At 73.1% G+C, this 23935-nt stretch carries 21 protein-coding genes and 1 pseudogene; 15 read left to right on the plus strand and 7 right to left on the minus strand.

Translation table 11 applies throughout. From position 1 onward, the window contains the following. The first annotated feature begins 127 nt into the window (after window positions 1-127). From ALMP_RS40840 to ALMP_RS40865, 6 genes are read left to right on the plus strand one after another with little or no spacing between them, the layout of a single operon-like run. Window positions 128-979, plus strand: a complete 852-nt coding sequence (locus tag ALMP_RS40840; protein WP_264937065.1) for a fumarylacetoacetate hydrolase family protein — start codon at window positions 128-130, stop codon at window positions 977-979. An 11-nt stretch (window positions 980-990) separates the two neighbouring features. Then, window positions 991-2328, plus strand: coding sequence for an L-fuconate dehydratase (locus tag ALMP_RS40845; RefSeq protein ID WP_264937066.1), 1338 nt, complete (start codon window positions 991-993; stop codon window positions 2326-2328). Then, window positions 2325-3098, plus strand: coding sequence for an SDR family NAD(P)-dependent oxidoreductase (locus tag ALMP_RS40850; protein ID WP_264937067.1), 774 nt, complete (start codon window positions 2325-2327; stop codon window positions 3096-3098). Before ALMP_RS40845 ends, ALMP_RS40850 begins: the two co-directional genes overlap by 4 nt. Next, complete coding sequence (locus tag ALMP_RS40855) at window positions 3095-4099, plus strand: aldo/keto reductase (RefSeq protein ID WP_264937068.1); 1005 nt, start codon at window positions 3095-3097, stop codon at window positions 4097-4099. Before ALMP_RS40850 ends, ALMP_RS40855 begins: the two co-directional genes overlap by 4 nt. Then, complete coding sequence (locus ALMP_RS40860) at window positions 4099-4410, plus strand: L-rhamnose mutarotase (protein ID WP_264937069.1); 312 nt, start codon at window positions 4099-4101, stop codon at window positions 4408-4410. Before ALMP_RS40855 ends, ALMP_RS40860 begins: the two co-directional genes overlap by 1 nt. After that, complete coding sequence (locus tag ALMP_RS40865) at window positions 4407-5315, plus strand: amidohydrolase (protein WP_264937070.1); 909 nt, start codon at window positions 4407-4409, stop codon at window positions 5313-5315. Before ALMP_RS40860 ends, ALMP_RS40865 begins: the two co-directional genes overlap by 4 nt. A gap of 322 nt (window positions 5316-5637) precedes the next feature. Here the strand turns inward: ALMP_RS40865 and ALMP_RS40870 are convergent, their stop codons facing one another. Together ALMP_RS40870 and ALMP_RS40875 are read right to left on the minus strand one after the other, a co-directional pair. Beyond that, window positions 5638-6924 carry an MFS transporter gene (locus ALMP_RS40870; RefSeq protein WP_264937071.1) on the minus strand — a complete coding sequence of 429 codons (1287 nt, stop codon included), beginning with the start codon at window positions 6922-6924 and terminating at the stop codon, window positions 5638-5640. After that, window positions 6921-8354: a rhodanese-like domain-containing protein gene (locus tag ALMP_RS40875; RefSeq protein WP_264937072.1), complete on the minus strand. Its 1434-nt coding sequence runs from the start codon at window positions 8352-8354 to the stop codon at window positions 6921-6923. Before ALMP_RS40875 ends, ALMP_RS40870 begins: the two co-directional genes overlap by 4 nt. A 32-nt stretch (window positions 8355-8386) precedes the next feature. Between ALMP_RS40875 and ALMP_RS40880 the strand changes: the two genes are divergently transcribed. Together ALMP_RS40880 and ALMP_RS40885 are read left to right on the plus strand one after the other, a co-directional pair. Beyond that, window positions 8387-9064, plus strand: a complete 678-nt coding sequence (locus ALMP_RS40880) for a metalloregulator ArsR/SmtB family transcription factor (RefSeq protein ID WP_264937073.1) — start codon at window positions 8387-8389, stop codon at window positions 9062-9064. Between the two features lie 396 nt (window positions 9065-9460). Continuing rightward, complete coding sequence (locus ALMP_RS40885; protein WP_264937074.1) at window positions 9461-10714, plus strand: MFS transporter; 1254 nt, start codon at window positions 9461-9463, stop codon at window positions 10712-10714. A 251-nt stretch (window positions 10715-10965) separates the two neighbouring features. Here the strand turns inward: ALMP_RS40885 and ALMP_RS40890 are convergent, their stop codons facing one another. Together ALMP_RS40890 and ALMP_RS40895 are read right to left on the minus strand one after the other, a co-directional pair. Next, window positions 10966-12168: a MalY/PatB family protein gene (locus ALMP_RS40890; RefSeq protein WP_375803616.1), complete on the minus strand. Its 1203-nt coding sequence runs from the start codon at window positions 12166-12168 to the stop codon at window positions 10966-10968. Between the two features lie 195 nt (window positions 12169-12363). After that, window positions 12364-13341, minus strand: a complete 978-nt coding sequence (locus ALMP_RS40895; protein WP_264937075.1) for a zinc-binding dehydrogenase — start codon at window positions 13339-13341, stop codon at window positions 12364-12366. A 108-nt stretch (window positions 13342-13449) separates the two neighbouring features. Between ALMP_RS40895 and ALMP_RS40900 the strand changes: the two genes are divergently transcribed. The 3 genes from ALMP_RS40900 (at window position 13450) to ALMP_RS40910 (ending at window position 15759) form a co-directional block, all read left to right on the plus strand. Further along, window positions 13450-13794: a helix-turn-helix transcriptional regulator gene (locus tag ALMP_RS40900; protein WP_264937076.1), complete on the plus strand. Its 345-nt coding sequence runs from the start codon at window positions 13450-13452 to the stop codon at window positions 13792-13794. Between the two features lie 213 nt (window positions 13795-14007). Beyond that, a complete protein-coding gene (locus ALMP_RS40905) occupies window positions 14008-14991 on the plus strand; it encodes a BtrH N-terminal domain-containing protein (protein WP_264937179.1) in 984 nt (327 codons plus the stop codon). A 96-nt stretch (window positions 14992-15087) separates the two neighbouring features. Next, window positions 15088-15759 (plus strand): DUF5701 family protein, encoded by a 672-nt coding sequence (locus tag ALMP_RS40910; RefSeq protein ID WP_264937077.1) that lies wholly within the window; start codon window positions 15088-15090, stop codon window positions 15757-15759. A gap of 98 nt (window positions 15760-15857) precedes the next feature. Here the strand turns inward: ALMP_RS40910 and ALMP_RS40915 are convergent, their stop codons facing one another. Continuing rightward, entirely contained in the window at window positions 15858-16472 is a 615-nt protein-coding gene (locus tag ALMP_RS40915) for a Rho termination factor N-terminal domain-containing protein (protein ID WP_264937078.1), read from the minus strand. A gap of 243 nt (window positions 16473-16715) precedes the next feature. Here ALMP_RS40915 and ALMP_RS40920 point away from each other — a divergent pair, with 243 nt between their 5' ends. The 4 genes from ALMP_RS40920 (at window position 16716) to ALMP_RS40935 (ending at window position 23330) form a co-directional block, all read left to right on the plus strand. After that, window positions 16716-17693, plus strand: a complete 978-nt coding sequence (locus tag ALMP_RS40920; protein ID WP_264937079.1) for an SDR family oxidoreductase — start codon at window positions 16716-16718, stop codon at window positions 17691-17693. 240 nt (window positions 17694-17933) lie between these two features. Beyond that, entirely contained in the window at window positions 17934-19127 is a 1194-nt protein-coding gene (locus ALMP_RS40925; RefSeq protein ID WP_264937080.1) for a glutamate--cysteine ligase, read from the plus strand. A 193-nt stretch (window positions 19128-19320) separates the two neighbouring features. Continuing rightward, window positions 19321-21102, plus strand: a complete 1782-nt coding sequence (locus tag ALMP_RS40930) for an N-acetylglutaminylglutamine amidotransferase (RefSeq protein ID WP_264937081.1) — start codon at window positions 19321-19323, stop codon at window positions 21100-21102. Then, a complete protein-coding gene (locus ALMP_RS40935) occupies window positions 21099-23330 on the plus strand; it encodes a prolyl oligopeptidase family serine peptidase (RefSeq protein ID WP_264937082.1) in 2232 nt (743 codons plus the stop codon). The genes ALMP_RS40930 and ALMP_RS40935 overlap by 4 nt, the downstream gene beginning before the upstream one ends. A 35-nt stretch (window positions 23331-23365) precedes the next feature. Here the strand turns inward: ALMP_RS40935 and ALMP_RS40940 are convergent, their stop codons facing one another. After that, on the minus strand, window positions 23366-23737 hold the full coding sequence (locus ALMP_RS40940; RefSeq protein ID WP_264937083.1) for a hypothetical protein: 372 nt from the start codon (window positions 23735-23737) through the stop codon (window positions 23366-23368). Continuing rightward, window positions 23734-23935 (minus strand): annotated as a pseudogene (locus tag ALMP_RS40945) (cytochrome ubiquinol oxidase subunit I); the annotation flags it as partial. The pseudogene ALMP_RS40945 and the gene ALMP_RS40940, both read right to left, overlap by 4 nt.

Below are 23935 nucleotides of genomic sequence, written 5' to 3' on the forward strand. Positions count from 1 at the left end.
GCCTGCGTCTACAGTCGCGATGCCGCCATACATCCGATGACTCCATCGACGGCTGAGGGTGCAGGCCATCGAGGCCCCCTTGCGGCCATCCCCACACGACGAATCACCATGGCAAGGGAGTTGCCCAGTGAAACTGCTACGCGTCGGCGCCCCCGGCACGGAGCGGCCCGCTGTCCGCACCGACGACGGCCGGCTGCTGGACCTGTCCTCCGTCACCTCCGACATCGACGGCGCCTTCCTCGCCTCGGACGGTGTCGACCGGGCCCGCGCGGCGGTCGCGGAGGGCGCGCTGCCCGCACTGGACACGGAAGGCCTGCGGATCGGCGCACCCGTCGCCCGCCCCGGCAAGATCGTCTGCGTCGGCCTGAACTACCGGGACCACGCCGCCGAGACCGGCGCGCCGATCCCCCCGCGTCCCGTGGTGTTCATGAAGGACCCCGGCACGGTCGTGGGCCCGTACGACGAGGTTCTGATCCCCCGTGGCTCGGTGAAGACCGACTGGGAGGTCGAACTGGCGGTCGTCATCGGCCGCCGGGCGCGCTACCTCGACGGACCGGCCGCCGCCCGGGACGTGATCGCGGGGTACGCGATCAGCCACGACGTCTCGGAGCGCGAGTTCCAGCTGGAATACTCGCCGCAGTGGGACCTGGGCAAGTCCTGCGAGACCTTCAATCCCCTCGGTCCCTGGCTGGTCACCGCCGACGAGGCCGGCGACCCCCAGAACCTCGGACTGCACCTGAGCGTCAACGGCGTCAAGCGGCAGGACGGTCACACCAGCGACATGATCTTCCCGGTGGACCACATCGTGTCGTACCTGAGCCAGTACATGGTCCTGGAGCCGGGCGACGTGATCAACACCGGTACACCCGCGGGCGTGGCCCTGGGCCTTCCCGGCACGCCGTTCCTGCGTTCCGGTGACACCGTCGAGCTGTCCGTGGACGGGCTCGGCAGCCAGCGCCAGACCTTCGGCCAAGCGTGAAAGGCACCCCCTTGACTGCAACCTCCGCCCGGATCACCGCGGTCGACACCTACGACATCCGCTTCCCCACCTCACGGGAGCTGGACGGGTCGGACGCGATGAACCCGGACCCCGACTACTCGGCCGCCTATGTCGTGCTGCGCACCGACACCGACGACGGGCTCGAAGGCCATGGCTTCACCTTCACCATCGGACGCGGCAACGACGTCCAGGTCGCCGCGATCGACGCGCTGCGGCCCCACGTGGTGGGACGGGACGTGGCGCAACTGTGTGCCGACCCGGGCTCGCTCAGCCGCGACCTGATCGGGGACAGCCAGCTGCGCTGGCTCGGCCCCGAGAAGGGCGTGATGCACATGGCGATCGGCGCCGTCGTCAACGCCGTGTGGGACCTGGCCGCCAAGCGGGAGGGCAAACCGCTGTGGCAGCTGCTCGCCCACGCCTCGCCGGAGTGGCTGGTCTCCCAGGTCGACTTCCGCTACATCGCCGACGCCCTCACCCCCGAGGACGCCCTGCGGCTGCTGCGCGAGGGCCGTGCCGGGCTCGCCGAGCGGGAGACGAAACTGCTGGAGCGCGGCTACCCCGGCTACACCACCTCGCCCGGCTGGCTCGGCTACTCCGACGAGAAGCTCACCCGGCTCGCCAAGCAGGCCGTCGCCGACGGCTTCACCCAGATCAAGCTGAAGGTCGGCGCCGACCTCGACGACGACATCCGACGACTGCGCACCGCCCGGGCCGCCGTCGGCGACGGCATCCGCATCGCCATCGACGCCAACCAGCGGTGGAACGTGGACGAGGCGATCGAGTGGACCAACGCCCTCGCCGCGTTCCGGCCGTACTGGATCGAGGAGCCCACCAGCCCCGACGACGTCCTCGGCCACGCGACCGTCCGCCGGGCGGTGGCGCCGGTGAAGGTCGCCACGGGCGAGCACGTGCAGAACCGCGTCGTCTTCAAGCAGCTCCTCCAGGCGGGCGCCCTCGACGTCCTCCAGATCGACGCGGCCCGGGTCGGCGGCGTCAACGAGAACCTCGCCATCCTGCTGCTGGCCGCCAAGTTCGGCATGCCGGTGTGCCCGCACGCGGGCGGAGTGGGGCTGTGCGAGCTGGTGCAGCACCTGTCGATGTTCGACTACCTGGCCCTGTCCGGCACCACGGAGAACCGCGTGATCGAGTACGTCGACCACCTCCACGAGCACTTCGTCGACCCCGTGGTGATGCGGGAGGGCCACTACACCGCGCCGCTCGCCGCCGGCTTCTCCGCCACCATGCGGGAGGAGTCCATCACCGAATACCGCTACCCGGACGGAAGGTTCTGGGTCGCCGACCGCGCCGGACAGGAGGATGTGGCGTGACCGGTCTGTCAGGCCTCAAGGCCGTCGTCACAGGTGGTGCGTCCGGGATCGGACTGGCCACCGCCCGCGCACTGGCCGCCCAGGGCGCCGAGGTGGCCGTGCTCGACCTCGCCCCGAACGGTGTGCCGCAGCCGCTGCTCGCCCTCCAGGCTGACGTCGGCGACGACGCCTCGGTGCGCGCCGCCGTGGAGGCCGCAGCAACCCGGTTCGGCGGCCTCGACATCGTCGTCAACAACGCCGGCATCGGCGCCATCGGGACCGTCGAGGACAACGCCGACGAGCAGTGGCACCGTGTCCTGGACGTCAACGTCGTCGGCATGGTCCGCACCACGCGGGCGGCCCTGCCCCATCTGCGCCGCGCCGCCACCGCCCGTCCGGGCGCCGCGTCCGTCGTCAACATCTGCTCCATCGCGGCCACCGCCGGACTTCCGCAGCGCGCCCTGTACTCCGCCAGCAAGGGCGCCGTGCTGTCCCTCACCCTCGCCATGGCCGCCGATCACGTTCGGGAGGGCATCCGCGTCAACTGCGTCAATCCCGGCACCGCCGACACCCCCTGGGTGGCCCGGCTGCTGGACGCCGCCGAGGACCCCGAGGCCGAACGCGCCGCCCTCGACGCCCGCCAGCCCATGGGCCGTCTGGTCACCGCAGACGAGGTGGCGGCCGCCGTCGTCTACCTCGCGAGTCCCGCCGCGGCCAGCGTCACCGGCACCGCACTCGCGGTGGACGGCGGAATGCAGGGGCTGCGGCTGCGCCCCGAGGCCAAGCCGTGAGGACGACGACGCTGGGCGGCGGAGCCGTCGAAGCGACACGACTCGCCCTCGGCTGCGCGGGCATCGGCAACCTCTACCGCCCGGTCACCGACGAGGACGCCCACGCCACGGTCGACGCGGCCTGGGACGCCGGCATCCGCACCTTCGACACCGCGCCCCACTACGGGCTGGGCCTGTCCGAGCGGCGGCTCGGCGCGGCCCTGCGCGGCCGCCCCCGCGACACCTACACCGTCTCCACCAAGGTCGGCCGCCTCCTCGAGCCGAATCCGCAGGACGGCCACGGCGACGACCTCGCCGACGGCTTCGCCGTCCCCGCCACCCACCGCCGCGTCTGGGACTTCACCGCGGACGGGGTGCTGCGCTCCCTGGAAGCGAGCCTGGACCGTCTCGGCCTCGACCGGGTCGACATCGCCCTGCTGCACGACCCGGACGACCACGCCGAGCAGGCGCTGCGCGAGGCGTACCCGGCGCTGGAGCGGCTGCGCGCCGAAGGCGTGGTCGGGGCGATCGGCGTGGGGATGAACCAGTCCGCGCTGCCCGCCCGCTTCCTGCGCGAGACCGACATCGACGTGGTGCTGCTGGCCGGCCGCTACACCCTTCTGGAACAGGACGGGCTCGCCGAGCTGCTGCCCGAGGCCGCCGCCCGTGGCCGGAGCGTGATCGTCGGCGGCGTCTTCAACTCCGGGCTGCTCACCGCCCCGAAGCCCGGCGCCACCTACGACTACGCGCCCGCCCCGCGGCCCGTGCTCGACAGGGCGCTGCGCCTGCTGGAGGTCACCGAACGGCACGGCGTCCCGCTGCGCGCCGCCGCCCTGCGCTTCCCGTTCGGGCATCCCGCGGTCGCGAGCGTCCTGACCGGCGCGCGGTCCCCCGAGGAGGTCCGCGACACCGTCGAGCAGCTGGGCCGCCCCGTCCCCGACGCGCTGTGGGACGAGCTGCGCGCCGAGGGGCTGCTGGCCGAGGGCACCCCTGTCCCCGTAGCGCCGTCGAAGGAGCCGTGATGAGAGTCGCCCTGCACACCAGGGTCCGCGCCGACCGCGTCGAGGAGTACGAGGCCGCGCACCGCGAGGTGCCCGAGGAGCTGACCGCCGCCATTCGCGCCGCCGGCGTGACCGAGTGGACGATCTGGCGCAGCGGCACCGACCTGTTCCACGTCCTGGAGGTCGACGACTACCCGGCGATGATCGCCGAACTCGAGAAGCTGCCGGTCAACATCGCCTGGCAGGCGCGGATGGCCGAGCTGCTGGACGTCGTGCACGACTACTCCGCCGAGGGCGCGGACGCCTCGCTGCCGGTGGTGTGGCAGCTGTGAGCCACGAGGAGACCGAACCCGGCGTCGTCGACGCCCACCACCATGTCTGGCAGCTCTCCGTACGCGACCAGGACTGGATCACCGGCCCCGAACTCGCCCCGCTGCGCCGCGACTTCACCCTCACCGACCTGGAGCCGGAGGCCCGTGCCGCCGGGGTCTCGGCGACCGTGCTGGTGCAGACGATCACCGTGCCGGAGGAGACCCCGGAGTTCCTGGCCCTCGCCGCGCGCAGCGACCTGGTCGCGGGGGTCGTCGGCTGGACCGACCTGACCGCACCCGACGTCGCCGAGACGCTCGCCGGACTGCGCGCGGGCCCGGGCGGCGAGTACCTGGTGGGCATCCGGCACCAGGTGCAGGGAGAGGCGGATCCCCGGTGGCTGGTGCGCCCCGACGCGCTGCGCGGCCTGACCGCGGTCGCCGAGGCCGGACTCGCCTACGACCTCGTGGTGAAGCCGCACCAGCTGCCCGCCGCCGTCGAGGCCGCCCAGCGCCTCCCCGGTCTCACCTTCGTCCTCGACCACCTCGGCAAACCGCCCATCGCGTCCGGCGAACGCACCTCCTGGGCCGCGCTGATCCGACGGCTCGCCTCCCTCCCGAACACCGTCTGCAAACTCTCCGGCATGGTCACCGAGGCCGACTGGGGCTCCTGGACCGTCGAGGACCTCAGGCCGTACGCCGACACCGCGCTGGACGCCTTCGGTCCGGGGCGGCTGATGTTCGGTTCCGACTGGCCGGTCTGCCGGCTCGCCGCCTCCTACGCCGAAGTCCTCTCTGCCGCCCGCGAGTTGACAGCCAGCCTCGATCCCGCCGAACGCCACGAGGTCTTCACCGGCACCGCCGTGCGCGCCTACGGCCTGACCGTCACCGGATCCCCGGGCCCACCTCGGGAAGCAGCCCGCGCGTAGCCCCACGTCCGCCGCCTCGACGCGGCGCCGCGGGGCTTCGAGCCGCCGGCAGCGCGCGGCACCGCTCCGGCCGCGGAACACCGCGGCTGACGGCCGCAGACGGCCCTTGACGGCCGCCCCACAGGGAGGCGGCGTCGGCCGATCCCGTGCGACGCCGCCCGGGGTCCGTGTCGAGAGCCCCATCCAGGTCTTCTCCCGCGTCACCACCCGCGAGGTGCGCCTCGGCGAGGGCGCCGTGATCCCCGCCGGCGCCCGTGTCCCGCACGTTACGGCGCCGCCAACCGCGACGAGCGCCACTTCGGTGACCGCCTGCCCGTACGCGTCAGCTGATCCCGCCGGGGGCGTCGGCCTGCTCGGGCGGTCGCCGCGGGTGTTCGGTGATCCAGCGGGCCGCGAGGAGGCCGGAGCCCGCCGTGAGGGCGGCGGCGGCGATGACGGTGGCGTTCAGGCCGAGGGTGTCGGCCAGGACGCCGGCCACCAGAGCGCCGGCCGCGTAGCCGATGTCACGCCAGAAGCGGTAGACGCCCAGTGCGCCGGCGCGCCAGGCCGGGTGGGCGTGGTCGGAGACGGAGGCGATCAGCGCCGGGTAGACCAGGGCGGTGCCGAGGCCCAGGACGACGGCGGAGAGGACGCCGGCCAGCAGGGGGCGGTCGATGAGGGCCAGGGCGAGGACGAAGGCGGCGGCCTGGACGAGCATGCCGGTGACGATGAGCGGTTTGCGGCCGATACGGTCGGCGAGGTGGCCGCTGGGGATCTGGCCGATGCCCCACAGCAGCGGGTACAGGCCCTTGATCAGCCCCACGGCGGTGAGGCCGAGGCCGTGATGGGTGAACAGCAGCGGGAAGACACCCCAGGTCAGGCCGTCGTTGAGGTTGTTGACCAGACCGGCCTGGCCGGCGCCGCGCAGGGACCGGTCGTGCCAGGAGGTTTGGGCGAAGACCTGCGCGAGCCGCGGGGACCGCCCGGCCGGCGTGGCGTGCCGGGTGAGTTCCAGGGCGACGTGGGCGGCGGTGTCGCGGACGACGAGGGACAGGCCGAGTCCCGCGGCGACGAAGACGACACCGATCAACTCCGGTGCCGGACGCAGGCCGTGGGCGGTGGCGAGCCAGCCGGTGAGCAGGGCGGTGGCGCCGACGGCGACGTATCCGGCGGCCTCGTTGAGACCGGTGGCCAGGCCACGGCGGGCCGGGCCGACCAGGTCGATCTTCATGTTGACCGTCATCGACCAGGTCAGCCCCTGGTTCACGCCGAGCAGCACGTTGGCGGCGACGATCCAGCCCCAGGACGGCGCCCAGGCCAGTGCGAACGGCACGGGGATCCCGACGAGCCAGCCGGTGACGAGGAGTCGCTTGCGGCGGAAACGGGTGGTCAGGGCGCCGGCCGCGAGGTTGGTCAGGGCCTTGGTGACGCCGAAGGCGACGATGAAGGAGAAGACGGCCAGGTCGCTGGTCAGGCCGAAGACGTCGGTGCCGATCAGCGGGACGGTGGTGCGTTCCAGGCCGACCAGGGCGCCGACGCAGACGTTGACGGCGACGAGCAGGGTGAACTGCGGCCAGTTCTCCCGCAGCCCGAGCCGCACGGGTCTGCCCGCGGCGGCCGTGGGACTCACCGGGCGTGGCCCTCGGCGAGCTGTTCCCCGTGCGCGGCGGCGTAGTCGGCCGGTCCGCCGCGCAGCACGGTGATGTCGCTGTGTCCGGCGCGTTCGAGCAGGCTCGCCGCGGTCATGGCGCGCTCGCCGTGACCGCAGCCCACGACGGCGCCCTCGGGGGCTTCGGCGGCATGCTCGACGAGGTCACCGAGCTCGATGTGCACGGCTCCGGGGACATGCCCGGCCGTGAACTCGGCGTCCTGACGCACATCGACGTAAGCGCGGCTCCCGGTGCGGTCGGCGGTGACGAAGACGGTCGTCCTGCGGGGCTTGCCGGCCGCGAGCCAGGCGGGCATACCGCCCGCGAGGCGCCCGGTGAGCCGCTCGTAGCCGATCTTGTACGCCTGCCAGACGATCTCGTCGAGATCCTGGTCCTCGTCGGTGACGAAGGCGAGGGGCGCCGTGTCGGGCAGCAGCCAGCCCAGCCAGGTGGCGAACTGGCCGCGCAGCGGGATGGAGACCGCGCCGGGGATGTGGCCGGCCGCGAAGTCGGCCGCCGGGCGGGTGTCGATGACGTGACCGCCGTCGGACAGCAGGGACTCCACCTGCCCCACGTCCAGCGGGGGCAGCACCGGCGCGGTGGTCAGGACGGCGGGACCGCGCCGGTTGCGTTCGGCGAGACGGTCGAAGTAGGCGGGGTACGTTCCCAGACCCGCCGTCAGCCGCTGGACGAAGGTGTCCTCGTCGGGCGCGGCCAGCAGCGTGTTGGCCCGCTTCTCGGCGCCGATCGTGGAGGTGCGCTCGGTGCCGGGCGGCGCCGAGCAGAAGGAGCCCGCGCCGTGCGTGGGCCACACCGCGGTCTCGTCCGGCAGGGCGGTCAGGCGCCGGAGCGAGTGGTACTGGGCGCGGGCCAGCTCCTCGGTGCGGTCGGCGCCGAGGAGGTCGGTACGGGCGGCGGAGTTCACGATCAGCGAGCCGCCGGTGAACACGCCCAGCTCCCGGCCGCCGTCCAGCAGGAGGAAGGCGAGGTGTTCGTCGGTGTGGCCGGGCGTGGCCAGCGCCCGCAGGGTCAGCCCGCCCAGGTCGACCTCGTCTCCGTCGGCCAGGGCGTGATGGGCGAAGGCGCGGTGTCCGGCGGCGGAGGCCAGCATGGTGGCGCCCTGGTCGTGGCCGAGCTGGACGGCGCCGGACAGGAAGTCGGCGTGCAGGTGCGTGTCCGCCGCGTACGCGACGGTCAGTGCGCGCCGCTCGGCGGCGGCGTACAGACCGCGCAGGTCGCGGGCGGCGTCCACGGCCAGCGCACGGCCGTCGCCCAGGTCGGTCAGGTACGCGCTGTTGCCCAGCCCTTCGTCGACGAGCGGGATCAGGTGGTCGTCGGTGAAGCCCATGACAGTCCTCCGGAATCCGGCGAACGGGATGTACCCGGTCGCGGTCGCGGCACGCGGCTTCATCTACGATATTCCATGGATATTTGGAGGAACGCATGCCGGAGAGTCCCACCGCCCGCGCCAAGACCCAGCTGTACGACGCGTTCGCGGCCGGCGGGAAGGCGCTGGCCAGCGGAAAGCGCCTGGAACTGCTCGATCTGCTGGCCCAGGGCGAACGCACCGTCGACGCGCTGGCGAAGGCGGCGGGCCTGAACCTGACCACGGCCTCGGCGCATCTGCAGATCCTGAAGCAGGCCGGATTCGTCGCCACCCGCCGTGAGGGCGTCCGCATCCACTACCGGCTCGCCGGGGAGGACGTGGCCCGGCTCTTCGCGCTGCTGCGCAAGGTCGCCGAGCGCCACCAGGCCGCCGTGTCCGCCGCCCGGGACGCGTACCTCGGCACGGACGGCGCGGCGGAGGTCACGCGGGAGGAACTGCTCGCCCGCGTGGCGGCCGGGGGCGTGGTGGTGCTGGACGTACGCCCTGCCGAGGAGTACCGGGCCGGGCACATCCCGGGCGCGCTCTCCATCCCGATCGCGGAACTGGCCGACCGGATCGGCGAGTTGCCCGAGGACACCGAGATCGTCGTGTACTGCCGGGGCGAGTACTGCGTGCTCGCCCACGACGCGGTACGGCTGCTGACCGACCTCGGGCGCCGGGCGATCCGCCTCAACGACGGGATGCTGGAGTGGCGCCTGGCCGAACTCCCCGTACACGCCGAGGCCCCGGCATGACCGGTCGCGCGTCTTCCGGAGCCGGCCCGCGGGCCGGCCCGCCCGAACAGCGCCACGCCGAAGCCTGACCCGTGCGGGGGTGGCGGGCCCTTGCCCCACCACCCGAGGCCGGCGCCGGGACCGGCGCCCGAGGGCGATCTCCGGGACCGCCTCCCGGGGCCGCCGCCCGGGACCGCCTCCCGGGACCGCCGCCCGGGGCCGGCACCCGGGGCCGGCACCCGAGGCCGATGTCCGGGACCGCCGCCCGGGGCCGACATCCGGGACCGGCACCCGGGCCGGCATCCGAGATCGCCGCCCGAGATCGCCATCCGAGACCGCCGCCCGAGACCGGCGGGCCGGCACCCGAGTCCGCCGCCCGAGGCCGGCAGCGGAGACCGCCACCTGGAGGAAGACCCCGTGACGAGTACCGTTCCCGCCGAAGCCGGCATATCCCCGGACCCCCGGATCCAGCGCCGCGTCCTGACCGTCCTGGTCACCTCCCAGGTCCTCAGCGGCGCCGGACTGGCCGCCGGCATCACCGTCGGGGCCCTGCTCGCGCAGGACATGCTCGGCTCGACCGGCCTCGCCGGCCTGCCGAGCGCCCTCTTCACCGCCGGTTCCGCGCTCGCCGCCGTCGCCGTCGGCCGCGTCTCCCAGGCCCGCGGACGCCGACCGGGGCTCGCCGCGGGATATCTCACCGGGGCCGTCGGCGCCGCGGCCGTCATCGCCGCCGCCGTCGTGGACAACCCCGGCTTGCTCTTCGCCGCGCTGTTCGTCTACGGCGCCGGCACCGCCACCAACCTCCAGGCCCGCTACGCCGGAGCCGACCTCGCCGCCCCCGCCCACCGCGCCCGGGCCGTCTCCACCGTCCTGGTCGCCACCACCCTCGGCGGTGTCGTCGGCCCCAACCTCGCCGCACCGACCGGCGACCTCGCCGCCGCCCTCGGCATCCCCCGGCTGGCCGGTCCCTTCCTCCTCGCCGGCGTCGCCTACGCGCTCGCGGCCGTCGTCCTCGCCGTCTGGCTGCGTCCCGACCCGCTGCTGCTCGCCCGCACCCTCGACCACCGGCGGACGGCGGCGGCCGACACGGCGCCGCAGCCGGACGCGGCGGCCAAGCGACGCGGCCCGGGAGTCGTGCTCGGCGCCCTGATCATGATCCTCACCCAGCTGGTCATGGTGGCGATCATGACGATGACCCCCGTCCATATGCACGACCACGGCCACGGCACCGCCGCTTCCGGCCTGGTCATCGCCATCCACGTCGGTGCGATGTACCTGCCCTCGCCCGCCACCGGATGGCTCGTCGACCGATACGGCCGCATCGCCGTCGCCGCCGCGTCCGGCCTCACCCTCCTGGCCGCGGGCGTCCTCGCCGCCGTCGCACCCGGCGACTCCGTCGTCCTGCTGTCGCTCGCGCTCGCCCTGCTCGGACTGGGCTGGAACCTCGGCCTCGTCTCCGGTACAGCGATCATCACCGACGCCGTGCCGCTGGCCACCCGCGCCAAGACGCAGGGCCTGGTCGACGTCTCCATCGCCATCGCGGGCGCGACCGGCGGCCTGGCCTCCGGCATCGTCGTCGCCGCCGCGAGCTACCCCGCCCTGGCCCTCACCGGAGGCATCCTCGCCCTGGCCGTCCTGCCCGCCGTCGCCGCCTCCGCGAGCAGCCGATGACCTTGTGCCCCGGCCCCGGCGACCGGCCGGTGTACGTCCTGCGGCTGACCGTGGGCGCACGCGCCACCCGTCATGACGCCCGCTGACGGGCAACGGAACATCGGCCGCGTCGAACAGGGGCCCGCTCGTCGACGACACCACGGGCCCCGGCGCCGACCCTGGGGCCCTGGGGACAGTGCTTCGCCGGCTTCGCGCCCGGGACCCGCACCGTCACCATCGGCCGGACCGGCTGACAGTCCGTCGCAGCCGGATCAGGCGATGGCCGCGGCCATCCGGCGGACCGCCTCGGTGATCAGGTCCGGCGAGGTGGCCAGGTTCATGCGGACGAACCCCGCGCCACCGCTGCCGAAGGGCGTCCCGGAGTTCAGGGCGACGCGGCCCCGCTGGAGGAACACGCTCGCGGGGTCGTCACCGAGGCCCAGGTCCCGGCAGTCCAGCCAGGCGAGGTAGGTGCCCTGCGCGGGCTGGTAACCGACACCTGGCAGATGCTCGGCCAGCAGCCCTTTCAGCAGTCGGCGGTTGTCGTCGAGACCGGACAGGACGGCGTCGAGCCAGCCGACGCCGTGCCGCAGAGCCGCCGTGTGGGCGATGATGCCCAGATGGCTGGGGCCGTGGCTGACCTCTTCGGGGAGCCGGGCCAGGTCGTCGGCCGCCTCCGGCCCGGCCGTCGCCACGGCGGCCTTGAGGCCGGCGAGGTTCCAGGCCTTGGACGCCGACATCAGCGACAGCCCGTTCTCCCCGCCGGGCACGCTCAGATACGGCACGAACGACGTGCCCGCGGCCACGATCGGGGCGTGGATCTCGTCCACGACGACGCGCACGCCGTACATCCGTGCCAGCCGTGCGACCTCGGTCAGCTCGGCGGCGGTGTGCACGGCCCCGGTCGGGTTCTGCGGGCTGCACAGCAGATACGCCGGGCGCTCCGCGTCCCGGGCGGCCCGCTTGAACGCTTCCTCCAGCACGGCGAGGTCGATCCGTCCGTCGGCGCCCAGCGGCGCCTCGACGACAGGACGGCCGAGGCTCCCGACGAACTGGTAGAACGGCGGGTAGACGGGGCAGTTGACGATGACCGGGTCGCCCGGCCCGGAGACCAGCTTGAGCATCTCGACGACGCCCAGCATCACGTCGGGCACGATCGCGGTGCGCTCCACGGCGAGCCCGTCCCAGCCCCATCGCACGCGGGCGAACTCGGCCAGCGCCTCCGCGTACGAGGTACCGGCCGGGTAGCCCGTGTCACCGAGCACCACCGCGTCGGTGAGCGCCCGCGCGACCGGCTCGGCCAGCGGGACGTCCATCTCGGCCACCCACAGGGGGAGCACGTCCTCGGGGAAGGTCCGCCACTTCATGCTGGTGCGCCGCCGCAACTGCTCCAGGGAGAGCTGACGCAACGGCTGGGCGCCGTCCGGCGCGTCCGGTGCGTGCGGCGCGGATATGTCAGGCGTCGTATTGTCCATGCGTAAGAAAGTAAAGCAATAGTGGCAGTAATTGTTTGCCTTTTTTGCCAATATCTGCTGGTCTTCGAAAGGTGCGCCGCTCGTGTGTGGCGGACCGCGAAATTGTTGCCGAATTGCGCGCGACGGCCGGCGGACCCTCAGGGATCTGGCCGACCGGGCGCGGGGCACGGCGTGAGCTGTGCGGAGCGGTCGCGCTCAGCCGGCCACCCGCAGCAGCAGCTTGCCCGTCGAGGTGCGCCCGCCCATCAGCCGATGGGCCTCGGCGGCCTCCGACAGCGGGAACTCCGCGGTGACCGGAAGCGTCACCGTGCCGTCCGTGACCCTGCGGAAGGCGCGCTCGGCGAGCGAACGCAGCGCCTGTGGCGCGGTCTGCGCGAGAGCCAGGACGGAGAAGCCCCCCACCGCCCGGCCCTGCGCGTACAGCTCCGGCTGCCCGACCTGCCACGGCTGTGCCCCGCTCGCGTTGCCGAAGGACACCAGGCGTCCGAAGACGGCCAGCACGTCCAGGCCGCGGCGCAGGGTGTCGCCGCCCACCGGGTCGAGGACCAGGTCGACGCCCCTGCCGTCGGTGGCCCGGCGGACGTCGTCGGCGAAGGTGTCGGTGGTGAACACCTCGTCGTAGCCGTGCTTGAGGGCGTGGCCGGCCTTGGCCGTGGTGGAGACCACGCCGTACACCGCCCCGGCGCCCGCCGCCCGGGCCAGCTGCCCGGCGACCGTGCCGATACCGCCGGCGGCGCCGTGCACCAGCACGCTCTCCCCTGCGCGCAGTCCCCCCACCTCGTGGAGCAGGGCGTGGGCGGTCGGCAACACGGTGGGCAGTGTGGCGGCGGTGCGCAGGTCGAGGCCCGCGGGGAGCGGGAAGACGGTCGCGGTCTCGGCGACCACCACCTCCGCGTAGGCGCCGCTGTCGACGAGCGCGGCGACCTCCTGCCCCGCACGCAGACCCTCGACGCCCTCGCCTACCGCCCGGATCCGCCCGGAGACCTCCAGGCCCGGGCGGTACGGCAGCGACGCCACCCGGTAGCCCTCGGCGCGCGCCTTGAGATCCGCGAAGTTCACCCCCGCATACGCCGCGTCGATGGTCACCTGACCCGGCCCGGGCTCGGGCACCTCGGCCCGTACCAGTGTCAGCACCTCGGGATCGCCGTACTCCCGGAACTCGACTGCACGCATGCGGAACGCACCCTTCGCTGGAGTGTTCAACGGAAAGCGAACACTCGGACTGTAAGATATCCATCGAACACTCGGCAAGTGCCGGGGTGTACTGGACAGGGAGAGGACATGGCGAACCAGGTCGTCGGCGGCAGTCATCGTGCGGCGCCGGTCCACACGGATCCCGAGGACGTGTCCGTCCTGACCGCGCTGTCCGCGGTCGCCGACCCCGTGCGCATCCAGCTGATCCGTGAGCTGGCGGGTTCCCCCGAGTGGACGCGCAGCTGCGGCAGTTTCGACGTACCGGTCGGCAAGGCCGCCCTCAGTCACCATTTCTCCGTCCTGCGCGGGGCCGGACTGGTCGAACAGCGCGACGAGGGGCCCAAGCGGGTCAACCGGCTGCGCCGCGAGGAGTTCGACGCCCGCTTCCCCGGGCTGCTCGACCTGGTCCTGCGCGGCGACGGCGCCGATTGACGCCCTCGGCGCGGCGGTACCGACCGGTGCCGGACCTTGATCGCTGCCTGGCGTCCACCGTCGCCCCTGGCGGAAGCCGCGCTCACGGCGGCGCGCCACCCGTCTGTGCAAGGCTCGGCGTCACCGTCAGGGCACTGCTGCGAGGTGGGCCTGCCGGAGTCTGCGAGGACAAGACATGTCCGGCCTGGAACGTGAGGGGGACACGCCGTGACCATGGTTGTGGGCACCGATGCCCGAGGTATGCGGCACTGTGAGACGACGGCGCTGGGAGTGCTCCTGCGGCACCTGGGGCTCGACCTGTCCGAGCCCATGCTGTTCGGTCTCGGCTCCGGTCTGTCCTTCATCTACTGGGACAGCAAGAACATGGACTTCCCGTTCCTCGGAGGACGGGTCAGACCTTTCGAACTCACCAGAAACCTGGCCACCGGACTCGGGCTGGAACTCGTGGTCCGGGAGACCGCTTCGCCCAGCAGGGCATGGGAGAACCTGACGGCCCCCATCGACGCCGGCCGCCCCGTCGGGCTGCAACTCGACAGCTACTACCTGGACTACTTCACATCGAAGATCCATTTCGGCGGCCACGTCGTCGCCATGTACGGCTACGACGACCGCTCCGCCTACCTGGTGGACACCGACCGGCAAGGCGGAGCGGTGTCCACCAGCCTGACCAGTCTTGCCCAGGCCAGGGCCGCGCGCGGCCCGATGACGGCCAAGCACCGATCCTTCACCTTCACCACTCCGGAACAGCTGCCCTCCCCGCAAGACCGGATCATCCCCGCCATCACCGCCTGCGCCGGCGCCTTCCTCGACCCGCCCATCGCCAACCTGGGCCACCGAGGCATCGAGAAAGCCGGCAAGCTGGTCCGCACATGGTTCCAGCGCACCGATGCCCCGCAGCGGGACCTGCCGCAAGCTGCCCTCCTGATGGAGGAGGCCGGCACCGGGGGTGCCCTGTTCCGTAACCTCTACCGGGACTTCCTCGGCGAATGCACCGCTCTGTTCGACAGCAGCCGACTGCGCACCGGCCACACGCTGTACACCGAGGCGGCCACCCTGTGGACGGAAGCGGCGGCACTGATCAAGAAGGCCGGTGAATCGGGCGAGGCGCGGTTCCTCACCCGAGCCGGCACGATCCTCAGCGATCTCTCGCGCATAGAACGCGAGGCCATGCGGGCGCTGAGCCGTCTGGAGGCGTGAGCAACCAAGCGCAACAAGATCGGCGGCGGAGGGAACATCACGGCGGGCCGGCTCGTTCCATCTCCGCCCGTCCATGTCACCGTCCCTGGGAGCATCGTGCCCGACACCACGCCCGCCACCTTTTCGCCCGCACTCCCGGCCCTGTCCGCCCAGGCCGAGCGGCTCATCGAGCTGGGAGTGCAGGAGATCGCCGGCTTACCCGCGGCCGAGATCCGTGCCTTCGCCGCGACCGCCGAAGCCCTGGCAGGCGGCGACGGCGCCCTGCTCGCCGTCCACCCGGATCGCGCCCCGGCCTCCGCCCTCGCGCCGCTGCTCCGCCGCGACGACAAGCCGGGCTTCGTCGTCACCGACATGCCCGACGTCGACCACTTCACCCCCTGCTCCGTCGAACCGCCGGACGCCCCCCTCTACCTCGTCACCGGCGTCGACCGCGGTGACCACATGGCCAACTGGAGCCCGGAAGAGGCGCTGCCCGCCCTCACCGGCGAGGACCGCACCCCCCTGCTGCTCACCGAAGGCATCCACTGGGTGCTCCAGCAGCCGGCCGCCCTCGAGCGCAACCACTGCTTCATGACCATCGGCTCCCGGCTGCGCAAGGCGAACGGCACCCTGGACGCCCGCACACCGGCGATCTGGATCAGCAACGGCACCGGACGGGACGGCCGGGAGCGCCGCAACGCCCCGAAGGTCGGCTGGTGCTGGTGGGGCAACCGGCACACCTGGCTGGGCTTCGCCTCCGCGACCGGCCGTCGGGTCCCGCGGCCGTAGGAAGGAGCGGCTCCCTCCGCTCCCTCTGGTCCCTCCGGTCTCCCCGGACCCGCCGCGCCGTCGGCCGGAACACGGGCCGGTCGGTCAGTCGGTCCGGGTCAGTCGGTGTGGCCGCTCTCCGCCTCGCTGACCTTCTGCGCCAGTTCGTCCTTGCTCATCGAGGACCGGCCCTCGACGCCGAGCTCCCGGGCCTTCTCGTACAGCTCCGCCCGGGTCTCGCCCTCGGTGCCCTGCCCGGGCTCGGTGTCGCGGCCGCCGCCGACGGCCTTGAGCGGCTGACCGGTCAGCTTCCGGGACCTCCGGGTGGCGAACTGCATGCCCAGCTCGCGCAGCCGGTCGGAGTCCACGGCCTCGCTCAGCGCGGGAAGGATCTCGTTCTCCTCCTCCTCGATGTGGTGCACCACCGCGCCGACCCACTCCTCCAGGGCGCGGTCGAACTCCTCGCTCTCCCAGTCCATCTCCAGCAGGTGCTTGCCGAGACTCTCGGCCTCGTGGTGCTCCTCGGCGGCGTGCTCGGCCTCTTCCTTCTCGCCCGCCTCACTGGCCACGGCCGGATAGACCCGGTCCTCCTCCGCCTCGCTGTGGGCCTCCAGCATGGCCACGGCCAGGGGGAGCGCCAGCGGCCGGGAACTCTTGTCCGTCTTCATCATGTCGAACAGACGCCGGAGCTCGCGGTGGTCGGTGGTGACCATGGTGATGAGGTCGTCAGTCATGGCAGGGCTCCTGGTTTCTCGTGTGTGCCTGTGTGCCTGTGTGCGTTGCGCTGTGCGCATTGCCTGCGCGGCTTGCCTGTGCGGTTTGCCCTCCTTTGTCCCCCGGGTTTCCGGAGTCGGCGGGCTGATGCATGAACGGCCCGCGTAAGCGGGGTCGGCGGGTCCTCGGGCGGCGGAGACGGCTGTCCGGTGATTAAGTGGCTCATCGGACAAAACACGTGAAACGTGCAGAAGGGGTCGTCAATGCGAGTGCGTGATTCCGTAGTCGTGATCACCGGGGCGTCCAGCGGCATCGGGCGGGCCACCGCCCTCGCCTTCGCCGGCAAGGGGTGCGCCGTGGTCCTGGCCGCGCGCCGGGAGGAAGCGCTGGAGGCGGTCGCGAAGGAGTGCGAACGCCACCGGGGCGCGCGGGCCCTGGTCGTGCCGACGGACGTGACGGACGCCGCAGCCGTCAACGACCTGGCCCGGCGTGCGCAGGAACGCTTCGGCCGCGTCGACGTCTGGGTCAACGCGGCGGCCGTGACCGTCTTCGGCCCCTTCCAGGAGGTGCCGCTGGAGGACTTCCGCCGGGTGCTGGACGTCAACGTCATGGGGTACGTGCACGGCGCCCGCGCCGCCCTGCGGGTGATGCGCGAGCAGGACAAGGGCACGCTGGTGAACGTCTCCTCCGTCGTCGGCGTGGTGAGCCAGCCCTACACCCACGCCTACGGCATGTCGAAGTACGCCGTGCGGGCGCTGAGCGCGAGCCTGCGCCAGGAACTGCTGCTCGACAAGGCCAAACACATCCATGTGTGCACGGTGCTGCCCGCCACGATCGACACGCCGCTGTTCGAGCACGCGGCCAACTACACGGGACGCAAGCCCGTCGCCATGCCCCCGGTCTACAGTCCCGAGCGGGTGGCCCGGACCGTCGTGGACCTGGTGCGCGTCCCCCGGCGTGAGGTCGTGGTGGGGCCGATGGGCCGCTCCATGGTGTTCGAGTCCAGGGTCATGCCCGGCATGGTGGAGCGGATGATGGCCCGGCAGGTGGACCGGACCCACCTGTCCCGCAGCGAATCCGCCCCGGCCGGCCACGGCAACCTGCACGTGCCGGTGCCCGGCGAGGGCGCCGTGCACGGCGGCTGGGGCGGCCGGCGCCGTACGGCGATGCGCCGGCTGACCACCGCCACGCTGCTGGCAGGCGCGGTGGCGGGTGCCGCCCGCAAAGCCCGGCCGCACTGAGCCGCCGGAGCGCGCACGGGCCCGCGCCCGGGCGTACCCGGGCGCGGGCCGCGGCGGACGCGGACCGCAGCCCTCTGACCTGCGCTCACTTGAGCCGTCATGGCCTCCGAAGAGCGTCCGGCGTGCTTATTCACGGGCCATCTGGGAACTCCGAGGTGGACAGATGGCCGCCCCGTGCCTTCGGCGCGGTCGGTCCGGGTCGGGGTCGCCCGAGCGCGCCCGTCACCCCTAGGAGTGGACGTGACCGTTCGTATCGGCGTGGAGGAGGAGTTCCACCTCGTGGACATGGAGACCGGCCTGCTGGTGCCACGAGCGGACACGGTCCTGGAGGGGCTGCCCAGACGGACCTTCACCACGGAGTTGCAGCAGGCCACCGTGGAATCGAACAGCGGTGTGCACGCGTCCCTGGACGATCTGTACGGCGATCTGACCGCCACCAGGCGCCAGCTGGACGCGGCCGCCTCCGCACACGGACTGGCCGTGGTCGCCGCGGGGACGGTGCCGCTGGCCCGCACGGCGGCCATCCACCCCACGGCCGGCCTCCGCTACCGCCACATGGTCGACGAGTACCGGATGGTCGCCGACGAACAGCTCATCTGCGGGGCCCACGTCCACGTGGACGTCCCCGACCGCGACACGGCCGTACGGATCATGTGCGCGGTGTCGCCGTGGCTGCACGCCCTGCTCGCCCTGTCGGCGAGCTCCCCGTACTGGCTGGGCGTCGACACCGGCTACGCGAGCTGGCGGACCATGCTCTGGCAGCGCTGGCCCACCGCGGGACCGATCGGGTGCTACGCCGACGCCGCCGAGTACGACGCGGCCGTGCGGGACCTCATCGACTCGGGCGTCATCAGCGACGTCGGGATGATCTACTACGACATCCGGCCCTCCGCGCACCAGCAGACCCTGGAACTGCGCATCTGCGACGCCTGCCCGCGCGCCGAGACGGTGGTGCTCGTCGCGGGTCTCTTCCGCGCCCTGGTCACCGAAGCCCGGCAACGGCTGGCGGACCCCGGCGTCCGCGCCTGCGAGGGCCGGCACGAGTGGCTGCGCGCCGCCGCCTGGCGGGCCGCCAGGTCCGGCCTCGAAGGAGCCCTGGTCGATCCCGACACCCACCATGAGGCGTCCGCGGCACACGTCGTGCGCCGCCTGCTGGCGCGGGTCCGCCCGGCGCTCGAGGCCGCGGGGGACTGGCAGACCGTCCAGGCGCTCACCGAGAAGGCCCTGGCGGACGGCAGCGCCGCCCATCGCATGCGCCGCACGGCCGCCGAGGCCGACCTGCTGGCCTGCACCGACCTGTTGATCGCCGAGACGCGCGGCGACAGCGTCAGGCGCCGTCGGCCCGCGCCCGCCCCGGCCGGGAGGATCACACCCGGTGATCTGGGTGTGGGCGACGCCCTCGGCGGCCGGTCGGCGAAGATCCCCAACCCCTGAGGCGTGTGAACGCCATGCCCGGAGGCCGACGCCGGCGGATCCCGAACGGATCCCACGCCTCCCCTCCGTACCCGTCCCCGCTGCGAAGGAGGACCACAACCATGTCGAACAGCCCCGACCAGGAGCCGACCGGGAACTCCGCGCACGGCGCGCCTGCCCGGACCGCCGACGCGCACCGGGGAGGTGACGCCTGATGTGCGGCCTCAGCGGCGAGATGCGCTTCGACGGCGGGCGGCCCGACCTCGCGGCGGTGGAGCGCATGAGTCACCGGCTTGCCGCCCGGGGCCCGGACGGCGAGGGCATATGGTCGCGGGGCGCGGTCGCGCTGGGACACCGGCGCCTGAAGATCATCGACCTCTCCGAGCTGGGCGCTCAGCCGATGACCGACGACCGGCAGGAGATCACCGCCGTCTTCAACGGTTGCGTCTACAACTACAAGGAACTGCGGGAGGAGCTGCGGGCCCTCGGCCACCGCTTCCGGTCGACCTCCGACACCGAGGTCATCCTGAAGGCCTACCAGGAGTGGGGCACCGCCTGCGTCGACCACTTCTACGGCATGTTCGCCTTCGCCCTCGTCGAGCACCGGACCGGCCGTCTGATCCTGGCCCGCGACCGCCTCGGCATCAAGCCGCTCTATCTGGCGCAGACCCCCGGACGGCTGCGCTTCGCCTCGTCGCTGCCGGCCCTCCTCGCGGGCGGCGACGTCGACACCTCGCTGGACCCGGTCGCCGTCCACCAGTACCTCAGCTGGCACGCCACCGTGACCGCACCCCGCACCGTCCTGGCCGGAGTGCGCAAGCTGCCCCCGGCCACCGTCCGCGTCGTCGAACCCGACGGCAGCCACCACGAGCACCGCTACTGGCAGCCGTCGTACACGCGCCGCCCCGAGTACGCGGGCATGGGCCCGAGCGAATGGCGTGACGCCGTGCTCGAGGCGCTGCGCACCGCCGTACGCCGGCGGATGGTCGCCGACGTGCCCGTGGGCGTCCTGCTCTCCGGTGGTCTGGACTCCAGCCTGATCGTGGCGCTGCTGGCCGACGAGGGACAGCGGGACCTGGCGACCTTCAGCGTGGGCTTCGAGTCGGAAGGCGGCACCGACGGGGACGAGTTCCCCTACTCCGACCTCGTCGCCCGGGAGTTCGCCACCGACCACCACCGGCTGCTGGTTCCCTCCCAGCGGGTGTCTACCGCGCTCGACGGAGCCGTCGCCGCGATGAGCGAGCCGATGATCAGCCACGACGTGGTCGCGTTCCATCTGCTGTCCGAGCAGGTGGCGAAGGAGGTGAAGGTCGTCCAGAGCGGGCAGGGGGCCGACGAGGTGTTCGCCGGCTACCACTGGTATCCGCGACTGGCCTCGGCCGCCCGCGCGCGGGCCGCCGACCGGTACGCCGAGACGTACTTCGACCGGCCGCACGCCGACCTCGCCGCGATGCTCCAGCCGCACATGCTGCCCACGGACGACGTCTCCGGCCGCTTCGTGCGGGAGCACATGGCGCAGCCGGGCGCCGAGACCGCTCTCGACGCGGCGCTGCGGCTGGACACACACATCATGCTCGTGGACGACCCGGTGAAACGGGTCGACAACATGACCATGGCCTGGGGTCTGGAGGCCCGTGTCCCGTTCCTCGACCACGAGCTGGTGGAACTGGCGGCCGCCTGTCCGCCGGAGCTGAAGCTGGCCGAGGGCGGCAAGGGAGTCCTCAAGGAGGCGGGCCGCAAACTGCTGCCCCACGAGGTGGTCGACCGCCCCAAGGGCTACTTCCCGGTCCCGGCGATCACCCATATGGCCGGGCCCGTCCTGGACCGGGTGCGCGAAGCGCTCCGTGCCCCCGAGGCGAGGCGGCGCGGACTCTTCCAGGACTCCTACCTCGCCCGGCTCCTGGCGGCCCCCGACGAACACCGCACCAAGCGCGGCGCGAACGCGCTGTGGCAAGCGGCTTTGCTGGAGATATGGCTACAGACGCACGGAATATGACCGACCGGTACGTCCCGGACGGGACGGAGGCGCACGGTACGCGCACGACGGCGGCCGAGCAGCCCACCGTTCCCCACCCGACGCGGAGCCCGAGCCAGGCCCCGCCGGGCGCGGACAGCCGTACCACCCCCTTCGCCGCCCCCGCCCGGGTCCCGCTGCCGGACGCCTCCGGCCCCCGTGATCCCACGACCCGGCTCACCGCCCACGGCTGCTGGTACCCCTCGGCCGACCCCTCCGGGGCGCAGGTGGCGTTCATCTGCGACCGCGGCGGCGTGCCCCAGCTGTGGGCGGGGCCCGTCGACGGCGGCGAGGTGCGTCTGCTCGACGCCGGACCGGACCCCGTCCGGGAGGTGTCCTGGTCGCCCGACGGGCACTGGATCGCCTACACCACGGCCCCCGGCGGCGGTGAGCACTCGCGGGTGCTGTGCGTGCGCCCCGACGGCACCGACCGCCACATCCTCGCCGGAGCGGAGCCGGGCACCACGGCCTACCTGGGCTGCTGGGCGCACGACGGATCGGCCGTCGGGGTCACCGTCGCCGTGCCGACCGCGGCCCACCCCGTGTCCCCGGACATCACGGCCGACGTCCCCGCCGAACCCGCCGGCCGGCCCGGCGGCATCCCGGCCGGCTGGTCCGGCCGGGACGGCGACGCCGTCCTCCTCGGCGCGGCACCGCTCAGCGCCCCGGGAACCGGCACGCTGCCGCCCTCCCTGACCGCCGACGCCACGGCCCCCCACGAACCCCGGACCGCCCCGACGGCCGGCTTCGGCGACGGACTGTCCGCCTACCTGATCGACCCCGACGGACTGGCCGCCCCGGTCCTCCTCGCCACCGAGACCGACGCCGCGACGCTGCGCGTGTGCGACATCGGCCGCGACGGCCGGCTCGCGCTGCTGCGCCGGGGACCGCGCGGACGGCGCGAGGCGGTGGTGATCCGCACCACCGACCGCACCACCACCTGTGTCATGCCGGTGGCCGACGGCGACCCGTGGATCGGGAGGTTCTCCCCCCGGGCGGACACCCTCTGGCTGCGCAGCGACGCCGACCGGGAGTTCGCCGCGCTCCTCGCCGCCGACCTCGACCCCGCGGGGGAGCCGCGCGCCTGGTCGGTCGCGGCCGAGCGGGAGGGCAGCGGCCTGGAACTGCTCCAGTTCGCCCTCGACGGCCGTACCGCCCTGCTGGCCTGGAACGTCCGGGGCGCGAGCGAGCTGGAGGTCGTCGACACGTTCCGGCCCGGCGCGGACGGGCCGCTCATCGGACCACCACGGCCCGTGCCCCTGCCCCACGAAGTCGTCACCCGGATCGTGCCGGCGGGCACGGGGCGCCTCGCCCTGGCCCTGTCCGGCTCACAACGCCGCCCCGGCGTGTGGTGGCTCCCCGAGGGCGTGTCCCTGCTGCGCACCCCGTGGTCGTCCCGCGACGAGGACGCCGTTCCCCCGGGCCGCCCGCCCGTACGACCGGTTCCGCTGCGGCTGACCGCACGCGACGGACTGCCCCTGCACGGCTGGTACTACCGTGCGCCGGGGCGCGGCCCGGCCGAGCCGGCGCCCTGCGTGATCCATCTGCACGGTGGCCCCGAGGAACAGGAACGCCCCGTCTTCAACCCGCTCTACCACGAAATCCTGGGCCGAGGACTGGACATCTTCGCCCCCGACGTCCGCGGCTCCTCCGGCCACGGACGGTCCTTCGTCGACGCCGACCTGGGCACGGGCCGCTTCGCCGCACTCGACGACGTGGCCGACTGCGCCGCCCACGCGGTCGTGGCCGGTCCGGCCGATCCGTCCCGGCTCGCCGTGATGGGCCGCTCGTACGGCGGCTACCTCACGTTCGCCTCCCTGGTCTGGCATCCCGAACTGTTCCGCACCGGGGTGGCGGTCTGCGGCATGTCCGACTTCGCCACGTTCTTCGAGGGCACCGAGCCCTGGATCGCGCAGTCGGCGGCCCACAAGTACGGCCATCCCGAGCGCGACCGTGAACTGCTGCGTTCCCTGTCACCCATGAGCCGCATCGACGAGCTGCGCGTCCCGGTCCTCGCCGTCCACGGGGAACACGACACCAACGTCCCGCCGCGCGAGTCCGAGCAGTTCCTCCGGGCGGCCCGCGAGCGCGGCCACACCGCCGAACTGCTCACCCTGCACAACGAGGGACACGACTTCCTCCGCGCCGACAACCGGCGGCTCTTCCGCCGCACCGCCGCGGACTGGCTCCAGCGGCACCTGACGGGCTGACCGCCCCCCACTAGGTGAGGTGCGGAAGAGGAGCTCTAGCGGACGAGCAGGCCTCCCAGGGCGCTGACTCCCGCGGCGGCGGCGAGGACGGCGCAGGCGCCCACGGTGTGGCGTCTGAGCAGCTCACGACGGAGGACGGCGTACCGGTCCTCGTACTCCCGGCGCAGCTCCGCGGCCCGTTCGGTGGTGGTCCGCAGCATCCGACGGGTGAGGGCGATCCGCTGTCGGACGTAGTGCCGTGTGACGTCCTCGGCCTGGGCGGTGGTCAGCCAGGGCATCCGCGCACAGAGGTCCTCGGCCTCCCGGCGCGCCTCGTCGTGGTGGGCGCGGGCGAGGAGGTAGCCCTCGACCGTGTTGGCCAGCGCGTTCCCCTCGTCGTACGAGGCGCGCCGCCGGCCGCGCCTCACAGCGGCTCACCCCGGTGACTGACGGCGTCCACAGCGTCCCGCCTGCCGCCGTGCACCTGGTACTCCAGCTCCGCCAGCTCCGGATGGTGCAGGTCGAAGGCGGGGGACTCGGAGCGGATCCGGGGCAGGGTCACGAAGTTGTGGCGGGGCGGCGGACACGAGGTGGCCCACTCCAGCGAGCGACCGTAACCCCAGGGG

This window comes from Streptomyces sp. A012304 (assembly GCF_026008495.1).
Classification (GTDB): domain Bacteria; phylum Actinomycetota; class Actinomycetes; order Streptomycetales; family Streptomycetaceae; genus Streptomyces.

Excerpts from the sequence above, each read along its gene's own strand:
- ALMP_RS40860 (WP_264937069.1), top strand. The coding sequence starts at position 4,099 with ATGAGAGTCGCCCTGCACACCAGGGTCCGCGCCGACCGCGTCGAGGAG.
- ALMP_RS40875 (WP_264937072.1), bottom strand. The coding sequence starts at position 8,354 with ATGAAGCCGCGTGCCGCGACCGCGACCGGGTACATCCCGTTCGCCGGA.
- ALMP_RS40880 (WP_264937073.1), top strand. The coding sequence starts at position 8,387 with ATGCCGGAGAGTCCCACCGCCCGCGCCAAGACCCAGCTGTACGACGCG.
- ALMP_RS40890 (WP_375803616.1), bottom strand. The coding sequence starts at position 12,168 with ATGGACAATACGACGCCTGACATATCCGCGCCGCACGCACCGGACGCG.
- ALMP_RS40895 (WP_264937075.1), bottom strand. The coding sequence starts at position 13,341 with ATGCGTGCAGTCGAGTTCCGGGAGTACGGCGATCCCGAGGTGCTGACA.
- ALMP_RS40900 (WP_264937076.1), top strand. The coding sequence starts at position 13,450 with ATGGCGAACCAGGTCGTCGGCGGCAGTCATCGTGCGGCGCCGGTCCAC.
- ALMP_RS40905 (WP_264937179.1), top strand. The coding sequence starts at position 14,008 with ATGGTTGTGGGCACCGATGCCCGAGGTATGCGGCACTGTGAGACGACG.
- ALMP_RS40915 (WP_264937078.1), bottom strand. The coding sequence starts at position 16,472 with ATGACTGACGACCTCATCACCATGGTCACCACCGACCACCGCGAGCTC.
- ALMP_RS40920 (WP_264937079.1), top strand. The coding sequence starts at position 16,716 with ATGCGAGTGCGTGATTCCGTAGTCGTGATCACCGGGGCGTCCAGCGGC.
- ALMP_RS40930 (WP_264937081.1), top strand. The coding sequence starts at position 19,321 with ATGTGCGGCCTCAGCGGCGAGATGCGCTTCGACGGCGGGCGGCCCGAC.
- ALMP_RS40935 (WP_264937082.1), top strand. The coding sequence starts at position 21,099 with ATGACCGACCGGTACGTCCCGGACGGGACGGAGGCGCACGGTACGCGC.